This window comes from Streptomyces sp. ISL-98 (genome assembly GCF_018614055.1).
GTDB classification, from domain to species: domain Bacteria; phylum Actinomycetota; class Actinomycetes; order Streptomycetales; family Streptomycetaceae; genus Streptomyces; species Streptomyces spiramyceticus.
In genome coordinates this window covers 152,742-177,073 of sequence record NZ_JAGGPB010000035.1, presented here as the reverse complement: position 1 = coordinate 177,073, position 24,332 = coordinate 152,742, and the positions used below count along the sequence as shown (strand labels likewise).

The following is a 24,332-nucleotide window of genomic DNA, read 5'->3' as shown; positions in this document are numbered from 1 at the left end:
TCGGAGGGTCGGCGTAGGGGTCGGGGCTTGCGGTGCGGTTGGCGGGGCGGGCGGGTGCGGTGGCTTTGGGGTCAGTGCCGCGCTCGCGCCGTTCGGCCCCTGGGGGCCTGCCGGGCTTCGTGCGGCTGCGTCGGATGCGGGGCGTGGTGCGGTGGCTTTGGGGTCGGTGCCGCGCTGGGGCGTCTCCTCGGGTGCCGAACGGGCGGGAGAGTTGTTTGTACGCCGCCCAAACTGTGTTCGACACCCTGCGGGGAGCGCCCCTGCACGTCCCCTCCCGCAACCCGGATTACGAAGCGGCGTGGGGCTCGTCGTGGGCCGTGGCCTGCGGCATCCAGGTGTCGGTCGGCTCCGTGCATTAGCTGCCCTTCCCGAGCTTGCCCCCGCCACGCGGCGGAGCCGCAAATGCCACCGTGGGGAGGGGCTGGGAGGTGACAGCGCCGCCGGCGTCGGTTGAGGTTGCCGGCGCGCTTCCGGCTGGGGGCGGGGGCGGGGCGGTCGGGACTTCGGGTGCGGATGGGGTGGTGGGTGTGCCTCCCTCTCCGCCGACGGGGGTGGCGGGCGCAGTGGCCGGTGCTCCGGGAGTGCGGGGGGTGTTCGGGTTTGGGGGCTCGTGGGTCGCGTTGCGGGTTGTCGTTACCAAGGCCGCCACCAGTGCCGTGAGCGCCAGGAGTTGCGCCGCCGGGCCGAACGCGCCCTCGTCCGCCGACGCCGGTGCCCCCGCTTCCAGGGCCGCCGCTGTGCCCGCCGCCGCCATCGCCAGCAGTGCGATCGGGGGCAGCAGGGTCGGGCGGAAGTGGGACAGCAGGGCCAGCGCCGGGACCAGTACCGCCAGTGGGCCCGCCACCACAGCCACCGCCAGCGTGAGTACCGCCACGCCAAGGACCGGGCCCGGGGCGGGCGGAGGAGTGGAGGTGGGGTCGGGTGTGGCCTTGCGGCGGAACAGGGTCAGGGCCGCCAGGAGCAGCACCGCCGCTCCGCCGCCGATCAGCCCCGCCTCATACAGCTTTGCCGGGCCGTACTCCAGGCGCACCGTGCCGCCCGAGCCCTCCGGGATCAGCCAGCCCTGCTGCCAGCCGTCCAGCCGTACCGAGGGCAACTCCTTGCCGTTCAGGGTGGCGTGCCAGCCGGGGTTCGCGTTCTCGTACAGCTGGAGGTACGAGGCCTCGCCCTCGCCCACCTGTATCGAGCGGCGGTCGCCCGTGCCGTCCTGTACCGAGAGCGGGCGGGAGTCACGTGCCGTCGGCGCCGGCTTGCCCTTGGTCAGAGTGATGTCCGTCAGGGCCAGGGGGCCCGCGTCGCCCGCCTCCACGCGGTGCGTGCCCGGGGTCAGGCTCGCCTTGCCGTTGCGCTGCTCGCCCGCGCACAGCGAGACCTTGATCGGGCGGCGTTCTGTCAGATCGCTGATCTTTCCCTTCGCGCTCGTCGCGTGCAGCGTGCCGTCGATCGCGAGGATCGGGCCCTGACCGCAGGGGAGTCGGAAAGTCTGAGAAGGGTTGGGTTGCGGGACTCGGAATTCGTTCAGAGCGGGTACGTAGACCTCGCTCAGGCCTACCGGAAGCTGCATCTCGCCGTCCGCCACCGGGTTGTGCACGGTGAGCGGGGCGGTGCGCGAGACCGTGATGTCCAGGCGGTCGGTGGTGATGGGCTCGAAGCGGGCCAGGCCGTTCTCGTCGACCGAGGCCGTTGTCGCTCCGTCCGGGGAGCTGATTTCCACCTGCTCGGGGCGGGTCGAGAGACCGCCGGCCGCCGCGAAGACGATCTCGCCGACCGGCCGTTTCCCCGGCCATCGAAGGTGCAGCACCGCCCGGTCACCGGCGATCCAGGACGTGGTCAGGTCGCCGTCCACCAGGTTCCGGGGGGTGAGAGACGCTCCCAGGCGGGCCGTCGAGTCGGCGGTGGCGGTGACGCGGCGGCGTTGTTCGGGTGCCAGGCGGTAGAGGAGTTCGTCCAGTGCGTCGCCCGGTACCGGCAGCGCGGTTGCCTTCAGGGCGTACGCGCCCCCTGTCCGCGTGGTGAACTGGCGGTGCAGGCCCACCTCCGCCGAGACCGGCGACAGGCCGCCCGGGTCGCTGCCCCGGTGCAGGGAGATCAGGTCCGGGTCGGCGTCCGAGGGGAGCGACAGCAGACGCGTTACCTGGACGCCGGGGATGTCCACCGCCGAGAAGCCCGCGCCCATCAGGCCCGGTCGGCCCTGCTGTGCGCCTGTGATGGTGATCCGCAGCCAACTTGCGTCGCCCGGCGGTGCCTTGACCGACTGCGGCATGCCGTTCGGCTGGAGCGGGCTCGTTTCGCTGCCCCGGTTCGTTTCTACTCGTACGACAGTGGGCGCCGCCCGCACGCCGTCCCCGGGCAGCGGCGTCAGGCGGATCGAGGACGGCACGGACACCGTTCCCTCGAAGGCGATCCGGAGCCACTCGCCCGTCGGCGACGCCGCGCTGCCCTCGGTCCATGCCGTGTCGGGATTCCCGTCGAAGGCGTTCACCGGGTCGTACTGCGGCAGATGGAACAGCCAGTTGCCGCTGCTCGACGCCGTCACCGAGTCCGCGCCGCGCAGGACCGATGTCGTCTGGTGGGCGATGCCCTTGGTGGGGAGGATCTGACGCGGCGTCCGCCCGGGGTCCTGCACGCTTCCCGGGTGGTTCCTCTCCTCTGCCGTGTAGGTGTAGGACGTGTTCGAGTTGACCAGGCCGAAGCGGGTGTCCGCCCGCCGCAGGCCGTCAGCTGTCGCCTGCACAGCCGGGTCGCCGAGGCCCGGGTGGCTGTCCCCTGTGAGCACCGCGGGACGCTCTCGCATTGCGGCGTCCGCCGAGAGTCGCAGCAGAGCTTCAGGTCCGCCGCTGACCACCGTCGTGTCCGCCACCGGCTTGAGCGCCGCCGGGCCCGGACGGGCGGACGTCGGCGGCTGGTAGATCTCGACCGCCTGCTGGCGTGGGTACAGGCCCTCGACCTGCACCGGGGTGTCGTCCGGGATACGCCCGCCGGTCAGCACCGGGCCGAAGCCTGTGACCCGCCGGTAGCCGGACTCCTCCAGCGTGCGCTTCACCGTCTGCGGCGGTACGTAGCCGATCTGGTCCGGGTCGAGGTCGTTGCGTACGACGACGTAGTGCAGGCCCGCGCGGGCCAGGTAGTCGCTCAGGCCGGGGACTTGGGTGCCCGACATCAGGGCCTGCTCGACCGCGTCCATGGCCCGCCGGTTGCCGGGCGTACCGAACGGCACGTAGTCGCGCTGCCCCCAGCGGGAGTCGGCCAGGACGTCGAGGGGCTGGTCGATGGGCGAACCCCAGGTGTAGATGCCGTGGGCGGTGGCAGGGACGACCAGGGCGCGGCTGTCCGGGGAGTACTTCTTCAGCCAGTCGGCCGTGGCCTCCCAGTGACCGGGGAGTTTGCTGAAGGATCCCGGCTGCAGGATGCTGCCGTTGACGTACGGGAGCGCCAGTCCTGGCATGACGAGGAGCGCGGCGACCAGCGGCGCGAAGCGGCGTCCCGGCAGTGGGCGTGCGCCGCGCCGTTCGGCGGCCACCGCCGTCACGTGCATCAGGCCGAGGACCAGCGCCAGCGCCAGGCCGGGCTGGAACTTGTAGATGTTGCGGAACGGGACCAGCCAGCTATTGAGCCAGTCCTGTACAGCCGAATGGAAGGGGGCGCCCAGCGAACCCCCGTACCCGGCAAGGGTGACGACCGCCACCGACAGCACCACCAGGAGCAGCCAGCGGCGCTCGGGCATGTCCCGCCGGGCGAGCCCCGCGAGCCCCAGCGCGGCGGCGAACGCCGAGCCCAGGACGGCGACGACCGACGTGGCCACCGTCCAGCCCGCCGGCAGCCACGCCTCGCCGAAGTGCAGGTACGCCGTCCAGTTCCCGGCGCCGCGCAGCAGCTCGGTGGCGGACATGGTGGCGGTCGTGGTCTCGGCCTGCTCGACGTACGGGAGGAAGTTCTCGCCGTTGATGCCGAGCATCAGGAGCGGTACGACCCACCACGCCGTGGCCAGGAGCACCCCCGGCACCCACCACCCGATCAGCGCGCGCCGACGGGGTCCGCCCGGCCTGCTGAGCAGATACAGCCCTACGGGCAGGAGCGCCGCCAGGGTGGATGCCGCGTTCACGCCGCCCATGCAGGTGACGAGGAGGGCGGAGCGCAGCGCGGCGATACGGGCGCTCGTGCGCGGATCGGTGAGCGGCAGCAGCACCCACGGCAGCAGCGCCCCGGGCAGTGCGGCGGCCGAGGTCGACCCGATGACGATGGTGTAGGTCGGCCACAGGGCGTACGCGACCGCACCGAGCAGCCGGGCAGGGGCCGAGCCGATGCGCAGGCGCTCGGCGAGACGCAGGGCGCCCCAGAACGCGGTGGCGACGATGATCGACAGCCAGAGCCGTTCCGCGAGCCAGACCGGCAGCTGCACCAGGTCGGCCAGGGCGTAGAACGGCAGCATCGGGAAGGCGTAGCCGACGTACTGGTCGAAGATGCCGCCGAAACCCGACCTGCTGTGCCACAACTCGCCCAGGTCGGACAGGAATTTGAAGGGGTCGAGCGCCACGCCCAGCTTGGTCTCGAACGTCATCCGGCCCGGCGAGACCGCCAGGAAGGCCAGGAGCACCACCGCCCAGAACCCGAACAGCCAGCGGCGTGAACGCGGATCGGCGGGATCCGGCGCCGGAGGGGGCCCGGGCGGGGGAGTCCTGGGGGGCGCCTGCAGGGTGCTGGTCATGGACACCGCCGGAGGATGAGGAGGAGGTTCCAGGTGGCGAACTCGCGCAGCAGCGGCACCTTCGGCACGATCCCGGGCAGGAACGGCCAGTAGCGGGCGCGTGCCGACACGACCTGCACATCGGTGCGGGCGCGCACCTGGCGCAGGGTGGTGCCGATGTGGATCGGGAAGAGGTTCTCGCCGACGGTGTGCTTGGCCTTGCGCCCGGTGCGCCGCTCGTAGCGGCGGCGGCCCCGGTCGGCGCCCAGATAGTGCCAGGGCGCCCACTCGTGGCCGCCCCAGGGGGAGAACCAGTTGGTGAAGGACACGTAGATCAGGCCGTCCGGGGCGGTGACGCGGACCATCTCGCTCAGGAAGGTCCGCGGATCCTCGACGTGCTCCAGCACATTGGAGGAGAAGCAGACGTCGGCCGCACCGTCCGCGAGGGGCAGGAGGTAGCCGTCGGCGACCACGGCCCCTTCGGTCTTGCGGCCGCCCGCGCCCAGCTCCCGTACATCCGGCTCGAAAAGGAAACTCTGCGCGCCGCGCCGCCGGAACTCCTCGGTGAAGTGGCCGCTGCCGCCGCCGATGTCGACGACGACCTTGCCGGCCAGCGGAACGTACCGCTCCACCTGGTCCGCCGCGTCTCGGGCCAGCAGCGCGTAGCACCGCTCGGGCTCGGTCTGCTCGCGCATGAACGCCCGGAAGAGGGTGACGGACCTGTGCAGGGAGGGGTCCTTCACTGAAATTCACCTCGTGAGGACGGTCCGGGTCGCCCGGCTCGGCTGTTTGTCCGGCCGGGGGTCCGGGGGTTGTCCCCCGGGAAATGCAGCACTGCGGTGTCACCCCCGCCGTGGCGCGGCCGCCTCGGCGGCCACCGCCCGGAACTGGCGCACCGTACTGCTCCAGCGGTAGCGCTCCGCACGCGCGGCCGCCGCCCCGCCCATCGCCTCGCGCCGCTCGGTGCTGAGGGCGAGCGTGCACCAGGCCGCGGCGAACGAGCTCTCGCCCCGCGCCAGTACGCCCGTCACGCCGTCCGCGATCGAGTCCCGCAGGCCCGGTACGTCGAAGCCGATCGCGGGGGTGCCACGGGTCGCGGCCTCGGTGACGACCAGGCCCCACCCCTCGACCGCCGAGGGATGCAGCAATAACCAGGCGGCGCAGAGGAGTTGATGCTTCTCGGCCTCCGACACCCGGCCCTTGAAAATCACGTCGGGGCCCGCGAGCGCTTCGAGACGCCGGCGCTCGGGGCCGTCACCGATGATCAGGAGTTTGCCGCCGGTGACCGGTCTGACCCGTTCCCACAGGCGCAGCAGGAGATCGATGCGCTTGTACTCGACCAGCCGGCCCATCGCCAGGAAGAGCGGCTCGCTGGAACGGGGCGTACGCGCGCCCGGCTGCTCGACTCCGTTGTGCACGACGCGGATCCGGCTGTGGTCGACGCCGAGCGCGCCCAGTGCGCCCGCCGTCGACGTGGAGACGGCGACCAGCAGGTTCTCGCGCTGCGCGACGGACAGCGCCCAGTGCTCCAGGCGGCGCCCGAGTCCGGCTGCGGGGCCGGGGAAGCGCATCCCCCACAGCTCGGTGTGGACATGGTTGACCAGGCACAGGGTGGGTCCGCGGTGCCAGAGCGGGGTGAGGTACGGCAGCCCGTTGCAGACCTCGACCAGCAGATCGCAGTCGCCGACCTGACGGGTGAAGGCGCGGCGGGCCTTGATGAAGTGGCCGAGGTCGCCGCCCGCGGAGACGACCCGGTAGTCGCGGTACGCCGCCGGGCCTCCGCACAGCAGTGTGACCTGGTGGCCGAGGGCGGTGAGGCCGTCCGCGAGGCGGTCGACGAGGAGTTCGGAGCCGCCGGCCGCCGGGTTGCCGAGGTCGCGGCGGGAGAGGAAGACGATGCGACGGGGATGGAGTGGTGCGGCGGAGTTTTCCTGAGACTTCTGGGTCGCGCGGTTCTTCTGGGGGTTCGCATCGTGCAGTGTGGGGGGCACGTGCTGGGGCATGCGAGCTCCAACTCGTTTCAGGGTGCGGAACCGGTGGGGCCGTTCTCGGGGTGGGGTGGACAGTTTTCGCCACGCTGTTCGATGCGGCTACTCACCGCGGTGACAATTTCGGGCCCACTGAGAGCTGATGTGTCATCACATTGTGATGATTTGCTGGGAAGTCGGTCGTTCCCGCCCTCGCACGACGAGTACCGCACCAGCCAGCGCCAGCAGCACTCCCGCCCCACCGCCCCCCATCGGCAGCGTCTCGCCCACCAGCTTCAGCCGGTCGCTGTCGGCCGAGGCCAGGTCCACCTGTGCGCGCTGCGTCGCCGCCGTGAACTCCAGCCGCTCGCTGTCCAGCAGCACCACCGCGTCCTTCTTCGCCCCCGGTGCGCGCAGCGTCTTCCGCGGACCGATCGCGGCATTGATGACGCGCCCCGTACGCCGGTCGACGACCAGCTCGATGCCATGGTTGGCGTACCACTCCTCGGCCAGTACCTGGCTGCGCTTCGGCAGTCCGACGAGCCGCCCCGGCACCAGCCGGGTGCCGGTCTTCGCCGGCTCCACGGAGGCGGTGAAGCGGTAGCCCTCGTACCCCTGGATCTTCTTCGTACCCGCGAAGCGGAGGCGGACGGTCGAGCCGAGCGTGTTGTCCCACCAGCGGTACGAGCGCTTCTGTACGTCGAAGGGGAACTTCAGGTACGCCTCCCCGTCGAAGGCGGGCTTCTCCTGGCAGCAGTGCACGGGCTCATTGGTTCTGCGGTCGGTGACCCAGCGCTCCAGCGTCCACTGGAGCGAGTCGTGGGTGTCGGCGGCCGGCAGCGTGGCGTCCGTGTCGACCGAGGTGGAGACGTCCCAGACGGCCCGGCCGCTCTCCTCGCTGTCGGCCACATCCCCCCGTACCTGCCGGGTGACGGTGATCTTCTTGCCGGACACGGTCTCGATCTTCCCGGTGTCGAAATAGCTGCCTGTGCCGGTGAACACGGTGGTCGCGTCGATGTCGATGGGCGTGCGCTTGGCGCGCGGCTCGACGTACCAGGCCAGCATCGGAGCGAGGACGAGGAGGAAAACACCGGCACCCAGCAGGGCCAGCGAGAGGGGCGAAGCGGTGCGACGCATACGGGCACTCCAAGTGGGGGCCAGTGGGGGCGGCTCGGCAGATACGTGCACATGCGTGTATGGGCCGGGAACCGTAGGCATCCTCTTGACGGACTGTCAATGCAGTGCCAAGACTGGGCCATTGCCGGACGGGGCCGGCGGGACCACCGGTGGGTCACAGCGTCAGAGAGGCTGACCCGACCATGTCCAGACTCCTTGCGGCAGCGCTGACCATCGCTGCCGCCGCCGCACTCGCCGTGGGCGCGGCCTTCGCCATCGTGGCCCTGCTGAACGCCACCCCGGACCAGCCCAATGTGCCGCTGATCAGTTACGAGTCGGCGACGCCACGGAAGTGACCGCAGTGGACGGGGGACGCAGCATGGCCGACGCCTCGGCGTGGGACGACGTACCCCGGCTCCAGTTACGCCGGTTCACCGACCGCGCCATGCGCGAGGTCCCCTCGCTCGCCCAGGAAATCCTCGACGCCATCCGCCGCGAATACCCACGGCTGCCTGTCGTCCACGACGAATCCGGCGAGCTCATGGCACTCGTGGGCATCCGCCGTGCCCTCGAAGACTTCGTGCAGCACCTCGTCCAGGGGGAAGGCCGTCCGCGCGTCCATCTCGAAGTCTTCCAGGAGTTCGGCCGCGGCGAAGGGCTGCACGGCCGCTCGCTCGACTCCCTCCAGGCCATCTACCGGCTCGGCGTCCGCCTCGCCTGGCGGCGCCTTGCCGAAATCGGCCAGCAGGTACGTATCCCGCCACCCGCGATGTACGAACTCGCCGAATCCGGATTCGCCTATCTGGACGGCCTGGTGGACCAGTCGGTACGCGGCTACGCCGAGGCCGCCGCCCGTGAGGCCGGTGAACGTCTGCGTCTGCAAAGAAAGTTGACGCAGGCGCTGATCGACGAGCACCGCCTGCCCAACGACCCCGCCCGCACCCGCTCCCTCGCCGAGCACGCCGCCCGCATCCGCTGGACGCTGCCCGAGCGCGTCGCCGTCGGCGTGCTCCTGCGCCCGGCCCGCGAGTCCGTCGCACCGGCCGTGGGGCAGGGCGTACTGCTCGACATGGAGAGCGAGCAGCCCCTCGTGATCGTCCCCGACCCGTCCCTCGCCGGGCGGCCCGAACTGCTGCGCCGGGCCATGAAGGGCTGGTCGGGGGCGATCGGGCCGACCGTACCGCTGACGGAGGCGGCGAAGTCGCTGCGCTGGGCGGCGGCCGCCGTACGCCTCATGGAGCGGGGGCTGCTGCCGTCGGGGCGGCTGCTGCACTGCACCGAGTACACGGAGGCGCTGGTCCTGCTGCCGCCCGAGGAGCTGATCGAGGACCTGACGCGCCGCTGCCTCGCACCCCTCGCCGACTGCGGGCCCACGCAGGGCCGCCGGCTCGCGGAGACACTGCTGGCCTGGCTGGAGACCAGGGGCGGAGCGCCGGAAGTGGCCGCCAGGCTCGGCGTACATCCGCAGACCGTGCGCTATCGGATGCGGCAGATACGTGAACTGTGGGGCGACGAGGTCGACGACCCCGACCGCCGCTTCGAGCTCGAACTGGTGCTGCGGGCCCAGCGGTTGCGCGGTGAGCTGTCGGAGCCGATCCGCTGAACCGGCTCCGAGAACACCTCCGCCCCCGGTTCTGTGCGGTACCGGGGGCGGAGCTGTGAGAGCGGGCCGGACTCAGCCGCGCAGCTGCTCGTACGCGGGCAGCGTGAGGAAGTCCGCGTAGTCCTCGTCGAGCGAGACCGTCAGCAGCAGGTCGTGCGCCTGCTGCCACTTGCCGGCCGCGAAGGCCTCCTCGCCGACCTCCGCGCGGATCGCTGCCAGCTCCTCGGCGGCGATCCTGCGGGCCAGCTCCGGCGTGGCCTCCTGGCCGTTCTCGAAGACGACACCCGCGTTGATCCACTGCCAGATCTGGGAGCGGGAGATCTCCGCGGTGGCCGCGTCCTCCATCAGGTTGAAGATCGCGACGGCGCCGAGACCGCGCAGCCACGCCTCGATGTAGCGGATGCCGACCTGGACCGCCGAGACCAGACCCTGGTACGTCGGCCTGGCGTCCAGCGAGTCGATGGCGATCAGGTCGCCGGGCGCCACCGACACGTCCTCGCGCAGCCGCTCCTTCTGGTTCGGCTTCTCGCCCAGCACCGCGTCGAACGAGGCCATCGCGATCGGCACCAGGTCCGGGTGGGCCACCCAGGAGCCGTCGAAGCCGTCGGCGGCCTCCCGGTCCTTGTCGGCCTTGACCTTCTCGAAGGCGACCTTGTTGACCTCGGCGTCGCGCCGGGACGGGATGAAGGCCGCCATGCCGCCGATGGCGTGCGCGCCGCGCTTGTGGCACGTACGCACCAGCAGCTCGGTGTACGCCCGCATGAAGGGGGCGGTCATCGTCACGGCGTTGCGGTCGGGAAGAACGAACTTCTCCCCGCCGTCACGGAAGTTCTTGACGATGGAGAAGAGGTAGTCCCAGCGCCCGGCGTTGAGCCCGGCCGCGTGGTCGCGCAGCTCGTAGAGGATCTCCTCCATCTCGTAGGCCGCCGTGATCGTCTCGATCAGGACGGTCGCGCGGACGGTGCCCTGCGGGATCCCGACATAGTCCTGCGCGAAGACGAAGATCTCGTTCCACAGGCGGGCTTCGAGGTGCGACTCGGTCTTCGGAAGGTAGAAGTACGGGCCCTTGCCGAGCTCGATGAGGCGCTTGGCGTTGTGGAAGAAGTACAGCCCGAAGTCGACGAGGGCGCCCGGAACCGGGCGGTCGCCGAACCTGAGGTGACGCTCGTCGAGATGCCAGCCGCGCGGCCGCATCACGACGGTCGCAAGCTCCTCGGCCGGCTTCAGGGCGTACGTCTTGCCGGACGCGGGGTCGGTGAAGTCGATCCGGCGCGTGTACGCGTCGATCAGATTGCGCTGGCCGAGGACGACGTTCTCCCAGGTGGGAGCCGATGCGTCCTCGAAGTCGGCGAGCCAGACCTTCGCGCCCGAGTTGAGCGCGTTGATGGTCATCTTGCGGTCGGTCGGACCGGTGATCTCCACGCGGCGGTCGTTGAGCGCGGCCGGGGCCGGCGCGACCTTCCAGTCGCCCTCACGGATCTGTGCGGTATCCGGGAGGAAATCGAGCGTGGATGTGCGGGCGATCTCGGCGCGGCGCTCGGCGCGGCGGGCGAGTAGCTCGTCGCGGCGGGGCGTAAACCGCCGGTGCAGCTCGGCCACGAAGGCCAGGGCCGCATCGGTCAGGACCTCGTCCTGCCTCGGCAGGGGCTCGGCATCGACGATGGCCAGCGGGGACGGCGCTGGTGCGGACATGAGCTGTCACTCCTTCGCAGGCGACGCCTTACGGCCGCCGGGTCGCCTGCGAACGGCACAGAGTGCCATGGCTCCGAGGTACGGTCGCGGGCGCCGCTGGTGGTACAGGGCGCTTCTGACGTGTGGATACTAGTTTCCTCATGGTGGAAGTTCAACGGTCTGTTGATATCGAGATTCTCCGGATCGACAGAAGTCGTCTCTGAGTGCCAGGTCGGTCACTCCAAGTGGAACAGGTCCTCGGCGGTGTCGATGTCGTACGCCTCGGCCACGTCGCCGCACTCGACCGGCGTGATCGAAGCCTCGTGCTCCTTCAGATAAGCGCGTGCCCCGCGGTCGCCCGTCGCAGTCGCCGCGACCGCCGCCCACCGCTGGGCGCCGAAGAGCACCGGATGCCCGCGCTTCCCGTCGTACGTCGCCGCCACGAGGCTCGCGGGTGAGCGGTACGCCGCCACCACCCGGCCCACCGCCGCCGCGCCGATCCCCGGCTGGTCGACCAGCGAGACGAGCGCCGCAGGCGCCCCCGTACCGGCCAGGGACGCGAGACCCGCGCGCAGCGACGACCCCATCCCCTCCTCCCAATCCGGGTTGTCGACCAGTACGCACCCGGTCAGGTCGGCCCGTTCCCGTACGTCCGCTGCCGCCGCCCCCAGCACCACATGGACAGGGCCGCAGCCGCCCTCGCGCAGTACCCGTACCGCGTGCTCGACCAGCGGCCGGCCCCGGTGTTCGAGCAGCGCTTTCGGCCGCCCGCCGAGCCGCCGTCCACCGCCCGCGGCGAGCAGCAGCCCCGCGACAGCCGGAACTTCATAATCCGTCATATGCGCCATGGGTCTTGGATACCTCAAGTTGGATAGGGTGCCGTTCGATATCGGCGTTCAGTGTGGGAGACATGAGTTTGATGAGTGGTCAGCAGTCGGACCGGGGCAGTGCCTCTCAGGTATTCCAACCGCTGGAAGGGGACGACCCGACCACCATCGCCGGATACCGGCTGGCGGCCAAGCTCGGCGCGGGCGGTATGGGCAAGGTCTACCTCTCGTACACGCCCGGCGGCCGCCCTGTCGCCATCAAGGTGATCCGTCCCGAATTCGGTGAAGATGCCGAGTTCCGGCGCCGGTTCGCCCAGGAAGTGCAGTCCGCGCAGCGGGTTCAGGGCCTGTACACCGCACCCGTCATCGACGCCGACACCGACGGCGCGCAGCCCTGGCTGGCCACCGCGTACGTGCCCGGGCCCTCCCTCGCCGACGCCGTTGTCGCCCACGGGGCACTGCCCGTCGAGGCCGTGCTGCTGCTGATCGCGGGCATGGCCGAGGCGCTGCACGTCATCCACGGTGCGGGCATCGTGCACCGCGACCTCAAGCCGTCCAACGTGCTGCTCGCCGCCGACGGCCCCCGCGTCATCGACTTCGGCATCGCCTACGCCGCCGACGCGACCTCGCTCACCGGCAGCGGCGTCACCATCGGCACCCCCTCGTTCATGGCGCCGGAACAGGCGGCGGGGCGGAAGGTGACCCCGGCCACCGACATCTTCGCGCTGGGCCAGGTCGCGGCGTACGCGGCGACCGGCAGCCCCGCCTTCGGCGAGGGCACCTCGCACGGGGTGCTCTACCGCATCGTCCACGAGGAGCCCGACCTCACCGGGGTCCCGGAGCGGCTGATGGAGCTGGTCACCCGCTGCCTCGACAAGGACCCGGCGGCCAGGCCCTCGGTCGCCGAGGTCATCGGGCTGTGCCAGTCCGCCAACGCCGAGACGGTGCTGCGCCGCCCCGAGGACTGGCTGCCGGGCGCGGTCGCCGCCGACATCACGGTACGGGCGGCCGCCCCCGCACCGGCCCAGACCCCGCCGCCCCCGGCGGCGGCCCCCGCCACCGCCCCGCCCGCGGCCTACTCGCCCACTGCGGCCGCGGCGCCGGCCACCCCGCCCCCCGGTTTCGGCCCGGCGGCGGCCCCTCAGCAGCCGCACCAGCCCCAGCCCCAGCCCCAGCAGCACCAGCCCCAGCATCACCAGCGGCCGTACCAGCCCCAGCCGCAGATGCATGCGCAGGCCCCCACTCAGGTGCCGACGCAGGTGCCGATGTACAACCAGGGGCACCCCATGCACCACACGCCCCCGGCCGCCCCCAAGCGTTCGGGCAAGCGGGGAGTCGTCATCGCACTGGTGGCCGCACTTGCCTTCGGCGTCGCGGGCGGCGGCACGGCGTACGTCCTGCTGAAGGACGACGGCAAGGAGACCCAGGCCCAGCAGGACGATCGGCCCAAGGGTGGCGACAAGGCGGGCGGCACCGGCGGCACCGCCGCCGACCCCACCGACACCCCCAAGCCCGACGCCGACCCGTCGAAGAACGAGGCTCTGCCCGACCCGGAGCCCGTCGACTTCAAGGACATCGACCTGACCGCCGGGTACCACCTGACGCTCGCGGACGAAGACGTACGGCCGCAGAAGGGCGAGGACGGGGCGTACGAAATCTCCTACGACACAGGGGGGTACCTCGACGCGGAGAGCGACGGCGGGACCCTGGTGCTGCTCGACCCCGGGCAGCAGGGATCGCTGGAGGCCTGCCGTGCGGAGACCCGGTTCACCGAGACGATCTATGTGGACAAGCTGTCGAAGGGGCGCCAGGTCTGTGTCACCACGGGGACGGGACACATGGGCCTCGTGACCATCCAGGGGTTCTCGCCCGAGGAGTCGCCGAGCGACTACATGTCCCTGGACCTGACGGTCTGGCGCCACGCGGTCACCACCTCGCCGACGGACTGAGACGGACTCAGACGGGCTGATTCGGCTGACGTCAACCGCCAAGTGGCGCACAGCGCCTCGATTGGCGTTAACTGACCCCGGCCCTGTTCTGCGACGTCCGACCAACGTCGCCGAGGGCGAAAAGAGGGGGAAGAAGCATTGTTGAGAAGTGCGGAGCAGAGGTGCGTGACCGGCGACGGTGAGGACCCGCGAGTGACGGAGCTGCGTGCTGCCGTCTCGCGACTTCGCCGGGAACTCGCCGGTCACCCCGCCGAGTTGCCCGACCGCGGCGTGGCGGAGGACGAACTGGCGTCGCTGCACGCCATGGCGCGCAGCGGCGTACCCGAGATCATGCGGTTGCGCCGGTCCTTGCTGCTGGTCGTGGGTTCGGTCGGCTCGGTGAGCGCGCTCGCGGAAGCAATGACGCAGGTGCGCAACGCCGTTGAGCTCTTCGGGCGGCGCGACTGACGCGTCACATCGCCGCACGTCGTCGGCGGCGTCGGCGGGCCAGCAGGGCCAGCGCCGTCAGGGCGACAATCCCGGCCGATTCGACCGCGATGGTGGGCTTCACCAGTTCCGCGTCGAGGGTCTCCTCGAAGCCGAAGAGGCCGGTGGTGAGGCTGACCACCAGAGCGGCCAGGGTGCCGGCCGTGAAGAGCGCTCCGAGTACGGCCACAACGCCGATGTAACGGGTGGGGGCGGCCAGCAGCGCAAGCGCCAGCAGGCCGCCGCCGATGCCGTTGAGCAGGAAAAGCACGCCGATGGTTTCGAGGTCCCGGTACCCGTCGTCCCACAGGTAGAGGTGGATCGCGGCCATCGCCACGGTCAGCGCGGCACTTACCAGTCTCAGAGCGATCATGATGCCTCACGCTCAGTAGCCATTGGTCTTCGGCGGGGTCTCGTTCACTGGCGAGTCGCCGCCACCCACGGTGATCTCCGTCTTCATGCCCAGGTCCTTGTGGCCGCCGACGGGGCAGTAGACCTCGTGCGTGCCGGACTTCAGGGTCACCTTGAGCGTCTCGGAGGCTCCGGGTTCGAGAACCTTGGTGCTGTGCTCTCCGCTGGGGCCTTCGATCTCCAGGGCGTGGTCGTGCTTGCCGTTGTTCTTGGCGACGAAGCTGTAGTCACCCGCCTTGAACGTCTTCTCCGACAGTGCGATGCGGAAGTCGGTCATGTCCGCGTTCACCCTCGTCACTCCCGGTTCGGTGTTCTGCTCCGGGGGTGGTGTGGGTGTCGACGTATCGTCGCCGTTTCCACCCCCACAGCCGGCGAGCACGCCCGCCAGCGCTCCGGCCGCCAGCCCCAGCCCCACGCGGCTCCTGGTGAGTGTCTTTGCCATGGCTCAGCCCTCCGCAGAGATTCCGCCGTGCAATGGATACGGATGAACCGCGCCAAGGGATTGGCAGGTCGGAGAATAGGAGCGTGACTTCCCGTGGAACCGGGGCAATCCCTCCGGGGAGGGCGAACGTATCCACTGGTATGCAGAGGATGGGCCTCCCCCTCGGGCGCGCAACGGACGAGGCGCTGCTGTCCGGCCTGACGACGGGCGATCCCGAGATCGCCGTGGCTTTCGTGCGCCGCTTCCAGCGCACGGTCTTCGGCGTCGCCATCGCCGTCGTCGGCGACCCCCAGCTGGCCGAGGACATCGCGCAGCAGACGTTCGAGCGGGCGTGGCGGCACGCTCAGATCTACGACTCCCGCCGCGGGTCGGTGAAGACCTGGCTGACGACCATCGCGCACAACCTGGCCATCGACGCGGTCCGCGCGCGCAGAGCCAGCCCCGTCGCACCGGAGGACCTGGAGGCCCTCCTCGACATCGTGACCGACACCCCCGAACAGCAGGCGCTCGCCGACGAGACGTCCGCCCGGGTACGTTCCGCGGTCGCGGCCCTGCCGAGGGAACAGGCCCGCGCCCTCGTGATGGCGGGGATCTACGGGATGACCGCCCAGCAGATCGCCGAGTTCGAGCGGATTCCCCTGGGCACCGCCAAGACACGGATCAGGACGGCGATGCGGAAGCTGCGTACGACCCTCGGGACCGAGGCGAGCCGACGATGAGCGACATGACCTGCGACCGGCTGAAGGAGCTGGCCCCGGAGCTGGCGCTGGGGGTTCTCCCCGCCCAGGAGCGGGCCCGGGCGGTCGCACACCTGGACCGCTGTCCCGGCTGCCGGGAGTACGTCGAACAGCTGACCCTCGTCGGAGACGGCCTGCTCGGTCTGCTTCCGGGCACCGAGCCGCCGGTCGGCTTCGAGACCCGCGTCGTTAACCGGCTGTCCCCGTCCCGGCTGCCCCCGTCCCGCCCGGCGCCGCCCCGGCGCCTGCGACTGCGTCTGCGGGTCGCGGCCGCCGCGGCTGCCCTGGCGTGCGCGTTCGGCTTCGGCGGCTGGGCCGTCGGCACGGCCCTCGACGACGACCCGGCGCCCTCGACGGCGCAGGACCAGCGGCACCCGGCTCTCCTGCAGGCGGCCCTCGTCGCGGACGGCCGCGAGGTGGGCCGGATATTCGCATACCCCGGTTCGCCGGGCTGGGTGTACATGTCCGTCGACCTGGTCGGCCTGGAGGAGGGCGCCGACGGAAAGGTCCACTGCCGGCTGGAACGCTCCGACGGCACCACCGTTCCCGTCGGCTCGTTCACCCTCAAGGGCGGCTACGGCTACTGGGGCGCCCCGGCCCCCGTGGACGCCGCGACGGTCTCCGGCGCGCAGCTGCTGGCCGCCGACGGATCGGTCCTCGCCACTGCGCACTTCCCGCCGCGCAATGCCCCGTCCTGATGCCGGCGACGGGTCGGCCGAGTCCTATTGCTTCAGTCCGATGGCTTCGGCGGCGTTGATCTCGAAGTATTCGTTGACGGAGATGCCGACCGTCGGAGGATCGACGAAATTGCGCACGTCGTCGATCGACGCTGCCTCCCACAGGCAGTGACAGCGTGTCCCGTCCACCGACGGGAGTACGTGATGGCTGGTGAGGCCCGCCGGGATCTTCCCCGACGATTCCCTGACACCGGCGAAGAACTTCTCCGGATCCGAAATGGTGTGAGTCACTCCGATCAGCATGGCTCCTCATTTCTGCGGCTTTCCGCGGCCGGACTGCGTTCACACGGTCTGAATTCAGTTTCGGCCACACCGAGCCGGGCCGCTCGTCATGCCGTCCGGGCACCCTCGTCCCGTCAGCGGCGGATCAGCCTGCGCGCCGTCGCCGCGGCCACCGCGGACGTACGCGAGTCGACGCCCAACTTGGCGTAGATATGCACCAGATGGGACTTGACGGTCGCCTGGCTGAGGAAGAGCGCCTTGCTGATCTGCAGGTTCGACAGGCCGTCCCCGACCAGCTGAAGCACCTCCAGCTCCCGTCGCGTCAGCGCCTCCGCAGGCGTCCGCATCCGGTCCATCAGCCGGTGCGCCACGGCCGGAGCGAGCGCCGACTGCCCGGCCGCCGCCGTACGCACCGCGCTCGCCAGCTCCTCCGGCGGCGCGTCCTTCAGCAGGTAGCCGCTCGCGCCCGCCTCCACCGCCGCCAGAATGTCGGCGTCCGTGTCGTACGTCGTGAGGACGAGCACCCGGGGCGAGCCCGGCCGCGCGGTGATCGCGGCGGTGGCCTCCGAACCGTGCATCCTGCCCGGCCCGAACTGGAGGTCCATCAGTACGACGTCGAAGTCGTCCAGCGCCGCAAGCTCCACCGCCCGCTCCGCCGTCGCAGCCTCCGCCACGACGAGGAAGTCCCGCTCGGTGTCGAGCACGGCGCGCAGGCCCGCCCGTACGACGGGATGGTCGTCGGCGAGCAGCAGACGTACGGGCGATCCCGGGGCACTCATACGGCGTCTCCGGCCGGAAGGGGCAGCGTGATCGCGACGGCCGTGCCCTGGCCCGGCGCCGACTCGACGCTCAGCGTGCCGCCGAGCGAGCGCGCCCGCGAGCGCATCGCGGGCAGCCCGAAACCGCCGCCCGCCCCGGGGCTCGGCGCCACCGGGTCGAAGCCCGAACCGTCGTCGACGACGTCCAGCGCCACCGAGGTGTCCATGAAACTGAGGGTGATCTCGGCCCGGCCGGCGTCCGCGTGCCGCACCGTGTTGGCGAGCGCGGACTGGGCGATGCGCAGCAGCGCCACCTCGTACGGAGTGGGCAGCTCCACCGGCGTACCGCTCACCCCGAACTGCACGTCGGGCCCCGGCGCCGCCGCGCACAGCCGCTCCAAAGCCGCCGCCAGCGAGCCGTGCTCCAGATCGGGCGGGGTCAGCGCACGTACGAAACGCCGCGCCTCGGCGAGATTGTCCTGCGCCGCCTCCCGCGCCCGGCGCACATGGACCGCGGCCGGATCGCCGTCGGGCAGCGTCCGCTCGGCTGCGCGCAGCAGCAGTTGAATGCTGGACAGGCCCTGGGCCAGCGTGTCGTGGATCTCGCGGGCCAGGCGCTCACGCTCGGCCAGCGTCCCCGCCGTCCGCTCGGCGTCGGCGAGCTCCGCACGCGTCGCGATCAGCTCGTCGATGAGCTCGCGGCGCCGCTCGCTCTCGCGGTACAGCGCCTGATAGCCGAGGACCGTGGCGACGGCGACGGCCGCGCCGAGGAGCGGCCCGATGAAGCCGCCGGGTGTGACGGCCTGCCCGTGCAGGACGAAGCCGGTGATCGCCGCGGCCGCCGTCGCGGCGACCGCGGGCAGGCCCCAGCGCATCGGCAGCAGATGCAGCTGGAGGAAGTACAGGGGGAACGCCGCCCACAGGCCGTCGGGGGAGAGGGCGAGCAGCACCAGCCAGGCGATGCCGAGCGCGCCGAGCCACAGGGCGGCCACCCGTGGAGACCGGCGCACGGCGGGGCTCAGCGCCCCCGCGCTGTAGACGGCGGCCATCGCGAGCGCTGCCGTGACCACGGCGTACGGGTGCGGGGAGCCGCCGCCCGCCACGGCCTTGACGGCGGCGAGTGCGAGCAGACCGGCGAGCAGCGCGTGCAGGCACAGGCGCAGGGCGCGCAGCACGGGAGTGAGGGCGCGGGGAGGGCGGGAGGGGCGGGGGTCCATGGCCCGTCCAGCGTAAGTGGCGGGCGCTGCCGCCTCGTCAATCGAAAGTTTGATGTCCGGGCGATCCGTGGCGCGATGTTTTCGCGGGCGAGCGCGACCAGGCTTGGGGCCATGTTCGTCGCATGGAGAGATCTCCGGTTCGCCAGGGGCCGGTTCGCGCTCATGGGCACGGTCGTGGTGCTGATCACGCTGCTCGTCGGGTTGCTGTCGGGACTCACGGCCGGGCTGGCCAGGGACAACACCTCGGCCATCACCTCGCTGCCCGTCGACCGGCTGGCCTTCGCCGCGCCGCCCGAGGGCCAGAAGGTGTCGTTCACCAATTCCTCGGTGACGGAGAGCGTCTGGCAGAAGTGGGCGCGGCAGCCCGGCATCACCGGCGCCCGGCCGCTCGGCATCCGGATGGCCAACGCCGGCGCCGGGGACCGGACGGCGGCGGTCGCGGCGTTCGGTGTCGAGCCCGCCTCGGGTCTCGCGCCGACCAGGGACTTCGGCTCAGGAAGCGTCGTCGTGTCCGCGCAGGCGGCGGAGGATCTGGGCGTCCGGGCCGGTGACAAGGTGCGGATCGGCAGCGTGGAGGAGACCGTCGCAGCCGTCGCGGGGGAGGACTCGTACAGCCACGCGCCGGTGGTGTGGACGTCGCTCGACGACTGGCAGCGGCTCGGCCACAGCGGCACCACCATGGAGGAGCAGGCCACTGTCGTCGCCCTGACGACGGGCGCAGGCGCGGATCTCGCGGCGGGCGACAAGGCGGCGGGCACCGAGACCCGCACCCTCGACGGCTCGCTGACCGCTCTCGCCTCCTACCAGGCGGAGAACGGTTCGCTCCAGCTGATGCGCGGTTTCCTCTTCGTCATCTCGGCGCTCGTCGTCGGCGCGTTCTTCACGGTCTGGACGATCCAGCGCAGCGGCGACATCGCCGTACTGAAGGCGCTCGGCGCCTCCACCCCCTACCTGCTGCGCGACGCGCTCGGCCAGGCGGTCCTGATGCTCTGCGCGGGTACGGTCCTCGGCACGGCGCTCGCGACCCTGATCGGCGGCCTGGTCGACGGCGCGGTCCCCTTCGTACTCGAACCGGCGACGCTGCTCGTCCCCGCCGCCGTCATAGTCGCCCTCGGCGTCGTCGGCGCGGCCCTGTCCGTCCGGCGCATCACCGCCGTCGACCCCCTCATCGCACTCGGGAGCGCCCGATGACCCTGTCCCTCGCGGATGTGACCCTCACCTACCCCGACGGTGACGCCCGCCTGACCGCCCTCGACGGCGTCTGTCTCGATGTCCCCGCGGGCTCGCTCACAGCGGTGGTCGGCCCGTCGGGCTCCGGCAAGTCCAGCCTGCTCGCGGTCGCTGCGACTCTCGTCTCCCCAGACCGCGGACGGGTCGTCGTCGACGGTACGGACACGGGCGCCCTGAGCCGGGCCGAGAAGGCGGAGCTCCGGCGCGAGCGCATCGGCATCGTCTTCCAGCAGCCGAACCTGCTGCCGTCGCTCACCTCGGCCGAGCAGCTCCAGGTGATGGCCCACCTGTCCGGCCGGCCGCCCCGTCAAGTGCTGGACAGGGCACGGCAGTTGCTCGATGCGGTGGGTCTGGCCGACAAGGCGGACCGCCGCCCGCACGAGCTGTCGGGCGGTCAGCGTCAGCGCGTGAACATCGCCCGCGCGCTGATGAACGAGCCCGCCGTGCTCCTGGTCGACGAGCCGACCAGCGCCCTCGACCACGAACGCGGCGCCGCGATACTCGACCTGCTGGTCGGGCTGACGCGCGAGCGCGGAACGGCGACGGTACTGGTCACCCACGACCGTGCGCACCTGGAGCGGATGGATGCCACGGTGACGATGGCGGACGGCCGGCTGCCGGCCGCCCACGACGCGGCCGCCTGATCAGGCCCGGCCGTTGCTTCAGCCCTGGCCGTTGTTGCCGTTGCCGGCGTTGGTGAGCACCACCGAGAGGTCCTTGGCGACCTCCTGGAGTATCGGGACGATCCGGTCCGTCGCCGTCTCCGTCACCCGGCCCGCCGGGCCCGAGATCGAAATGGCGGCGGCCGTGGGGGAGTCGGGGACCGAGACCGCCAGGCAGCGGACGCCGACCTCCTGCTCGCTGTCGTCCACCGCGTAACCGACGCGGCGGACGTGCTCCAGGGCCTCCAGGAAGCCCTCCGGCGTGGTGATCGTCTTCTCGGTGGCGGCAGGCATGCCCGTACGGGCGAGCAGGGCGCGCACCTCGTCCGGCTCGGTGTGCGCGAGGAGTGCCTTGCCGACGCCCGTCGAGTGCGGGAGGACGCGGCGCCCGACCTCGGTGAACATCCGCATCGAGTGCTTCGAGGGCACCTGCGCGACGTACACGATCTCGTCGCCGTCGAGCAGCGCCATGTTCGCCGTCTCCCCGGTCTCCTCGACCAGGCGCGCGAGATACGGGCGGGCCCAGGTGCCGAGCAGCCGGGACGCGCTCTCGCCCAGGCGGATCAGGCGCGGGCCCAGCGAGTAGCGGCGGTTCGTCTGCTGGCGTACGTAGCCGCAGGCGACCAGGGTGCGCATCAGGCGGTGGATCGTGGGCAGCGGCAGCCCGCTGCTGGCGGAGAGCTCGCTGAGGCCTACCTCGCCGCCCGCGTCGGCCATCCGCTCCAGCAGGTCGAAGGCGCGCTCCAGGGACTGGACACCACCGGCGGCGGCAGCGGGCTTGGAAGCGTCGGTGGTGGCGTTGGACGACGGCACGTCAACGGTCCTTTCGCGGCGGGAGGGCAAGGCAGCAGCCTACCCGGCGGCTGCGCCGGGTACAGGGTTCTCGTCAAGCCGTCCTCCCCGGTCAGAGGGCGTTTGTCCCTGTGTCGCCCGTCACTTCCGACGATCTACGGGTGCGGCCTTTGTGCATAGCTACCTTCTGCTTGTCGAAATTCTACTTCCACTTCATGGAAACCTCTAAGTGATCCCCGTGCAGGTCAGAGGCGTACGTGGTGGTCTTGACGGAGTGGACCCCGGAGTGAAGACTCCTTCAACAGTTCGTTGAATTTCTTCGTACGTCATGCGTAACGCCATAACGGAAGTAACGCCATAACGGAAGTGAGGGACAGGGTGCCCGACGTGGACCTCGTACTGCGCTCGACGCGCGTCATCACCCCCGAGGGGGCGCGCGCCGCATCGGTGACCGTCGCCGCCGGGAAGATCACGGCCGTGCTGCCGTACGACGCCGAGGTGCCGGCCGGAGCCCTGCTGGAGGACTTCGGGGACGACGCCCTGCTCCCCGGCCTCGTCGACACCCACGTTCACGTGAACGACCCCGGCCGCACCGAGTGGGAGGGTTTCTGGACTGCCACCCGCGCGGCCGCGGCCGGCGGCATCACCACGCTGCTCGACATGCCGCTGAACTCCCTGCCGCCGACCACCACCGTCGACCACCTGCGCACCAAGCAGGACGTGGCGCGCAGCAAGGCGCACATCGACGTCGGCTTCTGGGGCGGCGCGATCCCGTCCAACGTCAAGGACCTGCGGCCGCTGTACGACGCCGGGGTCTTCGGCTTCAAGTGCTTCCTCTCGCCCTCCGGCGTGGAGGAATTCCCGGAGCTCGACCAGGAGCAGCTGGCCCGCTCCATGGCCGAGATCGTCGGCTTCGGCGGGCAGCTGATCGTGCACGCCGAGGACCCGCACCACCTGGAGGCGGCCCCGCAGAAGAGCGGTCCCGCGTACGCCGACTTCCTCGCCTCCCGGCCCCGCGACGCCGAGAACACCGCGATCGAGGGCCTCATCGCGCACGCCAAGCGCCTCGGCGCCCGCGTCCACGTGCTGCACCTGTCGTCCTCGGACGCGCTGCCGCTCATCGCCGCCGCCAAGCGCGACGGTGTACGCATCACGGTCGAGTCCTGCCCCCACTTCCTCACCCTCACGGCCGAGGAAGTCCCGGACGGGGCAACCGAGTTCAAGTGCTGCCCGCCGATCCGCGAGGCCGAGAACCAGGACGCGCTGTGGGAGGGCCTGGCCGACGGCACGATCGACTGCATCGTCTCCGACCACTCGCCCTGCACCACCGACCTCAAGACCCCCGACTTCGCCTCCGCCTGGGGCGGCATCTCCTCGCTCCAGCTGGGCCTCCCGGCGATCTGGACCGAGGCGAGGCGCCGCGGACGCTCCCTGGAGGACGTCGTCCGCTGGATGGCCGCCGCACCCGCCGAACTCGCGGGCCTCACCCAGAAGGGCGCCATCGAGGCCGGCCGTGACGCCGACTTCGCGGTGCTCGCCCCCGACGAGACCTTCACGGTCGACCCCGCGGAGCTGCACCACCGGAATCAGGTGACGGCGTACGCGGGCAAGACCCTGCACGGCGTCGTCAGGTCGACGTGGCTGCGCGGCGTACGCATCGCCGACAACGGCACCCTCGCCGAGCCGACAGGCCGGCTGCTCGAAAGGAACAACTGACCGTGGCGACCCCGTCTTTCACCGGTGACGCGAACCCCTACGGCGGCGGCGACCCGTACGCCGACTACCGCACCGCCGACTTCGACTTCACGCACTTCGCCGACCTCGCCGACCGGCGGCTCGGCGCGGGTGTGATCGCCGCCAACGACGAGTTCTTCGCCGAGCGCGAGAACATGCTGCGGCCCGAGCCGGCGGAGTTCGACCCCGAGCACTTCGGGCACAAGGGCAAGATCATGGACGGCTGGGAGACGCGCCGCCGCCGCGGCGTCGGCGCCGAGCAGCCGCACCCGACGGCCGAGGACCACGACTGGGCGCTCGTACGCCTCGGCGCCCCCGGTGTCGTACGCGGAATCGTCATCGACACCGCCCACTTCCGCGGCAACTACCCGCAGGCCGTCTCCGTCGAGGCCACCTCGGTACCGGGCTCGCCCTCGCCCGAGGACCTCCTCTCCGGCGATGTGAAGTGGACAACGCTCGTACCCCGTACGGCAGTCGGCGGCCACGCGGCCAACGGCTTCGCCGTCGACGTCGAGCAGCGCTTCACGCACCTGCGCGTCAACCAGCACCCGGACGGCGGCATCGCCCGCCTGCGCGTGTACGGCGAAGTCGTGCCCGACCCGGCGTGGCTGGCCACCCTCGGTACGTTCGACCTCGTCGCCCTGGAGAACGGCGGCCAGGTCGAGGACGCCTCCGACCGCTTCTACTCCCCGGCCACGAACACCATTCAGCCGGGCCGCTCCCGCAAGATGGACGACGGCTGGGAGACCCGCCGTCGCCGGGACAAGGGCAACGACTGGATCCGCTACCAGCTGGTCGAGCAGTCCGAGATACGCGCGGTCGAGATCGACACGGCGTACCTCAAGGGCAACTCGGCGGGCTGGGCGGCCCTTTCCGTCAAGGACGGCGAAGAGGGCGAGTGGGTACAGATCCTGCCGCGCACCCGGCTCCAGCCCGACACGAACCACCGCTTCGTGCTCGCCTCGGCCCCGGCCGCGACCCACGTCCGTATCGACATCTTCCCGGACGGCGGCATATCGCGCCTGCGCCTCTTCGGCTCGCTGACGGAGGCGGGCGCGTCCCGTCTGGCGGCACGCCACCAGGAGCTCGGCGGCTGACGCGGATCGTT

23 protein-coding genes are annotated in these 24,332 nt (G+C 71.3%); 11 read left to right on the top strand and 12 right to left on the bottom strand.

All coding sequences use genetic code 11. The features are described 5' to 3' along the window. Positions 1-215 precede the first annotated feature (215 nt). Entirely contained in the window at positions 216-359 is a 144-nt protein-coding gene (locus J7I98_RS24810; RefSeq protein ID WP_214925633.1) for a hypothetical protein, read from the top strand. Here J7I98_RS24810 and J7I98_RS24805 read toward each other — a convergent pair. The 4 genes from J7I98_RS24805 to J7I98_RS24790 all read right to left on the bottom strand — a co-directional run bounded on the left by J7I98_RS24805 (position 356) and on the right by J7I98_RS24790 (position 7,788). Next, positions 356-4,705: an alpha-(1->3)-arabinofuranosyltransferase family protein gene (locus tag J7I98_RS24805; protein WP_214925631.1), complete on the bottom strand. Its 4,350-nt coding sequence runs from the start codon at positions 4,703-4,705 to the stop codon at positions 356-358. The two genes, J7I98_RS24810 and J7I98_RS24805, sit on opposite strands and share 4 nt — an antisense overlap. Next, positions 4,702-5,427: a class I SAM-dependent methyltransferase gene (locus tag J7I98_RS24800; protein ID WP_308377921.1), complete on the bottom strand. Its 726-nt coding sequence runs from the start codon at positions 5,425-5,427 to the stop codon at positions 4,702-4,704. Before J7I98_RS24800 ends, J7I98_RS24805 begins: the two co-directional genes overlap by 4 nt. A gap of 99 nt (positions 5,428-5,526) precedes the next feature. Then, positions 5,527-6,687 carry a glycosyltransferase family 4 protein gene (locus J7I98_RS24795; RefSeq protein WP_214925629.1) on the bottom strand — a complete coding sequence of 387 codons (1,161 nt, stop codon included), beginning with the start codon at positions 6,685-6,687 and terminating at the stop codon, positions 5,527-5,529. A gap of 135 nt (positions 6,688-6,822) precedes the next feature. Continuing rightward, positions 6,823-7,788 carry a DUF3068 domain-containing protein gene (locus J7I98_RS24790; RefSeq protein WP_214925627.1) on the bottom strand — a complete coding sequence of 322 codons (966 nt, stop codon included), beginning with the start codon at positions 7,786-7,788 and terminating at the stop codon, positions 6,823-6,825. Positions 7,789-7,970: 182 nt separating this feature from the next. Here J7I98_RS24790 and J7I98_RS24785 point away from each other — a divergent pair, with 182 nt between their 5' ends. Next, complete coding sequence (locus J7I98_RS24785) at positions 7,971-8,123, top strand: hypothetical protein (protein ID WP_214925625.1); 153 nt, start codon at positions 7,971-7,973, stop codon at positions 8,121-8,123. Positions 8,124-8,146: 23 nt separating this feature from the next. Continuing rightward, positions 8,147-9,370, top strand: coding sequence for a helix-turn-helix domain-containing protein (locus J7I98_RS24780; RefSeq protein WP_214925753.1), 1,224 nt, complete (start codon positions 8,147-8,149; stop codon positions 9,368-9,370). Positions 9,371-9,442: 72 nt separating this feature from the next. Here J7I98_RS24780 and aceB read toward each other — a convergent pair whose 3' ends face one another. Next, the gene (aceB, locus tag J7I98_RS24775) at positions 9,443-11,062 is read right to left on the bottom strand and encodes a malate synthase A (RefSeq protein ID WP_214925623.1); all 1,620 of its coding nucleotides are present in this window, start codon (positions 11,060-11,062) and stop codon (positions 9,443-9,445) included. Positions 11,063-11,277: 215 nt separating this feature from the next. Continuing rightward, positions 11,278-11,880 (bottom strand): NTP transferase domain-containing protein, encoded by a 603-nt coding sequence (locus tag J7I98_RS24770; protein WP_214925621.1) that lies wholly within the window; start codon positions 11,878-11,880, stop codon positions 11,278-11,280. An 80-nt stretch (positions 11,881-11,960) separates the two neighbouring features. Here J7I98_RS24770 and J7I98_RS24765 point away from each other — a divergent pair, with 80 nt between their 5' ends. Beyond that, entirely contained in the window at positions 11,961-13,817 is a 1,857-nt protein-coding gene (locus tag J7I98_RS24765) for a serine/threonine-protein kinase (protein WP_214925750.1), read from the top strand. A gap of 138 nt (positions 13,818-13,955) precedes the next feature. Further along, positions 13,956-14,264 (top strand): DUF5955 family protein, encoded by a 309-nt coding sequence (locus tag J7I98_RS24760; protein ID WP_214925616.1) that lies wholly within the window; start codon positions 13,956-13,958, stop codon positions 14,262-14,264. Positions 14,265-14,268: 4 nt separating this feature from the next. Here J7I98_RS24760 and J7I98_RS24755 read toward each other — a convergent pair whose 3' ends face one another. Then, entirely contained in the window at positions 14,269-14,655 is a 387-nt protein-coding gene (locus tag J7I98_RS24755) for a hypothetical protein (protein WP_214925614.1), read from the bottom strand. 12 nt (positions 14,656-14,667) lie between these two features. Next, on the bottom strand, positions 14,668-15,135 hold the full coding sequence (locus tag J7I98_RS24750; protein ID WP_214925611.1) for a copper-binding protein: 468 nt from the start codon (positions 15,133-15,135) through the stop codon (positions 14,668-14,670). Positions 15,136-15,275: 140 nt separating this feature from the next. Between J7I98_RS24750 and J7I98_RS24745 the strand changes: the two genes are divergently transcribed. Both J7I98_RS24745 and J7I98_RS24740 read left to right on the top strand, forming a co-directional pair. Then, positions 15,276-15,854: an RNA polymerase sigma factor gene (locus J7I98_RS24745; protein WP_214925609.1), complete on the top strand. Its 579-nt coding sequence runs from the start codon at positions 15,276-15,278 to the stop codon at positions 15,852-15,854. Beyond that, entirely contained in the window at positions 15,851-16,570 is a 720-nt protein-coding gene (locus J7I98_RS24740; RefSeq protein WP_214925608.1) for a zf-HC2 domain-containing protein, read from the top strand. Before J7I98_RS24745 ends, J7I98_RS24740 begins: the two co-directional genes overlap by 4 nt. Before the next feature lie 24 nt (positions 16,571-16,594). Here the strand turns inward: J7I98_RS24740 and J7I98_RS24735 are convergent, their stop codons facing one another. From J7I98_RS24735 to J7I98_RS24725, 3 genes are all read right to left on the bottom strand, one after another. Then, positions 16,595-16,840 (bottom strand): hypothetical protein, encoded by a 246-nt coding sequence (locus J7I98_RS24735; protein ID WP_214925604.1) that lies wholly within the window; start codon positions 16,838-16,840, stop codon positions 16,595-16,597. A gap of 125 nt (positions 16,841-16,965) precedes the next feature. Continuing rightward, positions 16,966-17,610, bottom strand: coding sequence for a response regulator transcription factor (locus J7I98_RS24730; RefSeq protein ID WP_214925601.1), 645 nt, complete (start codon positions 17,608-17,610; stop codon positions 16,966-16,968). Next, on the bottom strand, positions 17,607-18,806 hold the full coding sequence (locus J7I98_RS24725) for a sensor histidine kinase (protein ID WP_214925598.1): 1,200 nt from the start codon (positions 18,804-18,806) through the stop codon (positions 17,607-17,609). Before J7I98_RS24725 ends, J7I98_RS24730 begins: the two co-directional genes overlap by 4 nt. Positions 18,807-18,917: 111 nt before the next feature. On the opposite strand from J7I98_RS24725, the gene J7I98_RS24720 reads away from it, so the two are divergent. Then, the gene (locus J7I98_RS24720; RefSeq protein ID WP_214925595.1) at positions 18,918-19,997 is read left to right on the top strand and encodes an ABC transporter permease; all 1,080 of its coding nucleotides are present in this window, start codon (positions 18,918-18,920) and stop codon (positions 19,995-19,997) included. Next, complete coding sequence (locus J7I98_RS24715) at positions 19,994-20,680, top strand: ABC transporter ATP-binding protein (protein WP_214925592.1); 687 nt, start codon at positions 19,994-19,996, stop codon at positions 20,678-20,680. The genes J7I98_RS24720 and J7I98_RS24715 overlap by 4 nt, the downstream gene beginning before the upstream one ends. An 18-nt stretch (positions 20,681-20,698) precedes the next feature. Here the strand turns inward: J7I98_RS24715 and J7I98_RS24710 are convergent, their stop codons facing one another. Next, entirely contained in the window at positions 20,699-21,511 is an 813-nt protein-coding gene (locus tag J7I98_RS24710) for an IclR family transcriptional regulator (protein WP_214925589.1), read from the bottom strand. A 357-nt stretch (positions 21,512-21,868) separates the two neighbouring features. Here J7I98_RS24710 and allB point away from each other — a divergent pair, with 357 nt between their 5' ends. Both allB and alc read left to right on the top strand, forming a co-directional pair. Beyond that, on the top strand, positions 21,869-23,206 hold the full coding sequence (gene allB / locus J7I98_RS24705) for an allantoinase AllB (protein ID WP_214925586.1): 1,338 nt from the start codon (positions 21,869-21,871) through the stop codon (positions 23,204-23,206). Further along, the gene (gene alc, locus J7I98_RS24700; RefSeq protein ID WP_214925747.1) at positions 23,203-24,321 is read left to right on the top strand and encodes an allantoicase; all 1,119 of its coding nucleotides are present in this window, start codon (positions 23,203-23,205) and stop codon (positions 24,319-24,321) included. Before allB ends, alc begins: the two co-directional genes overlap by 4 nt. Positions 24,322-24,332: the final 11 nt, after the last annotated feature.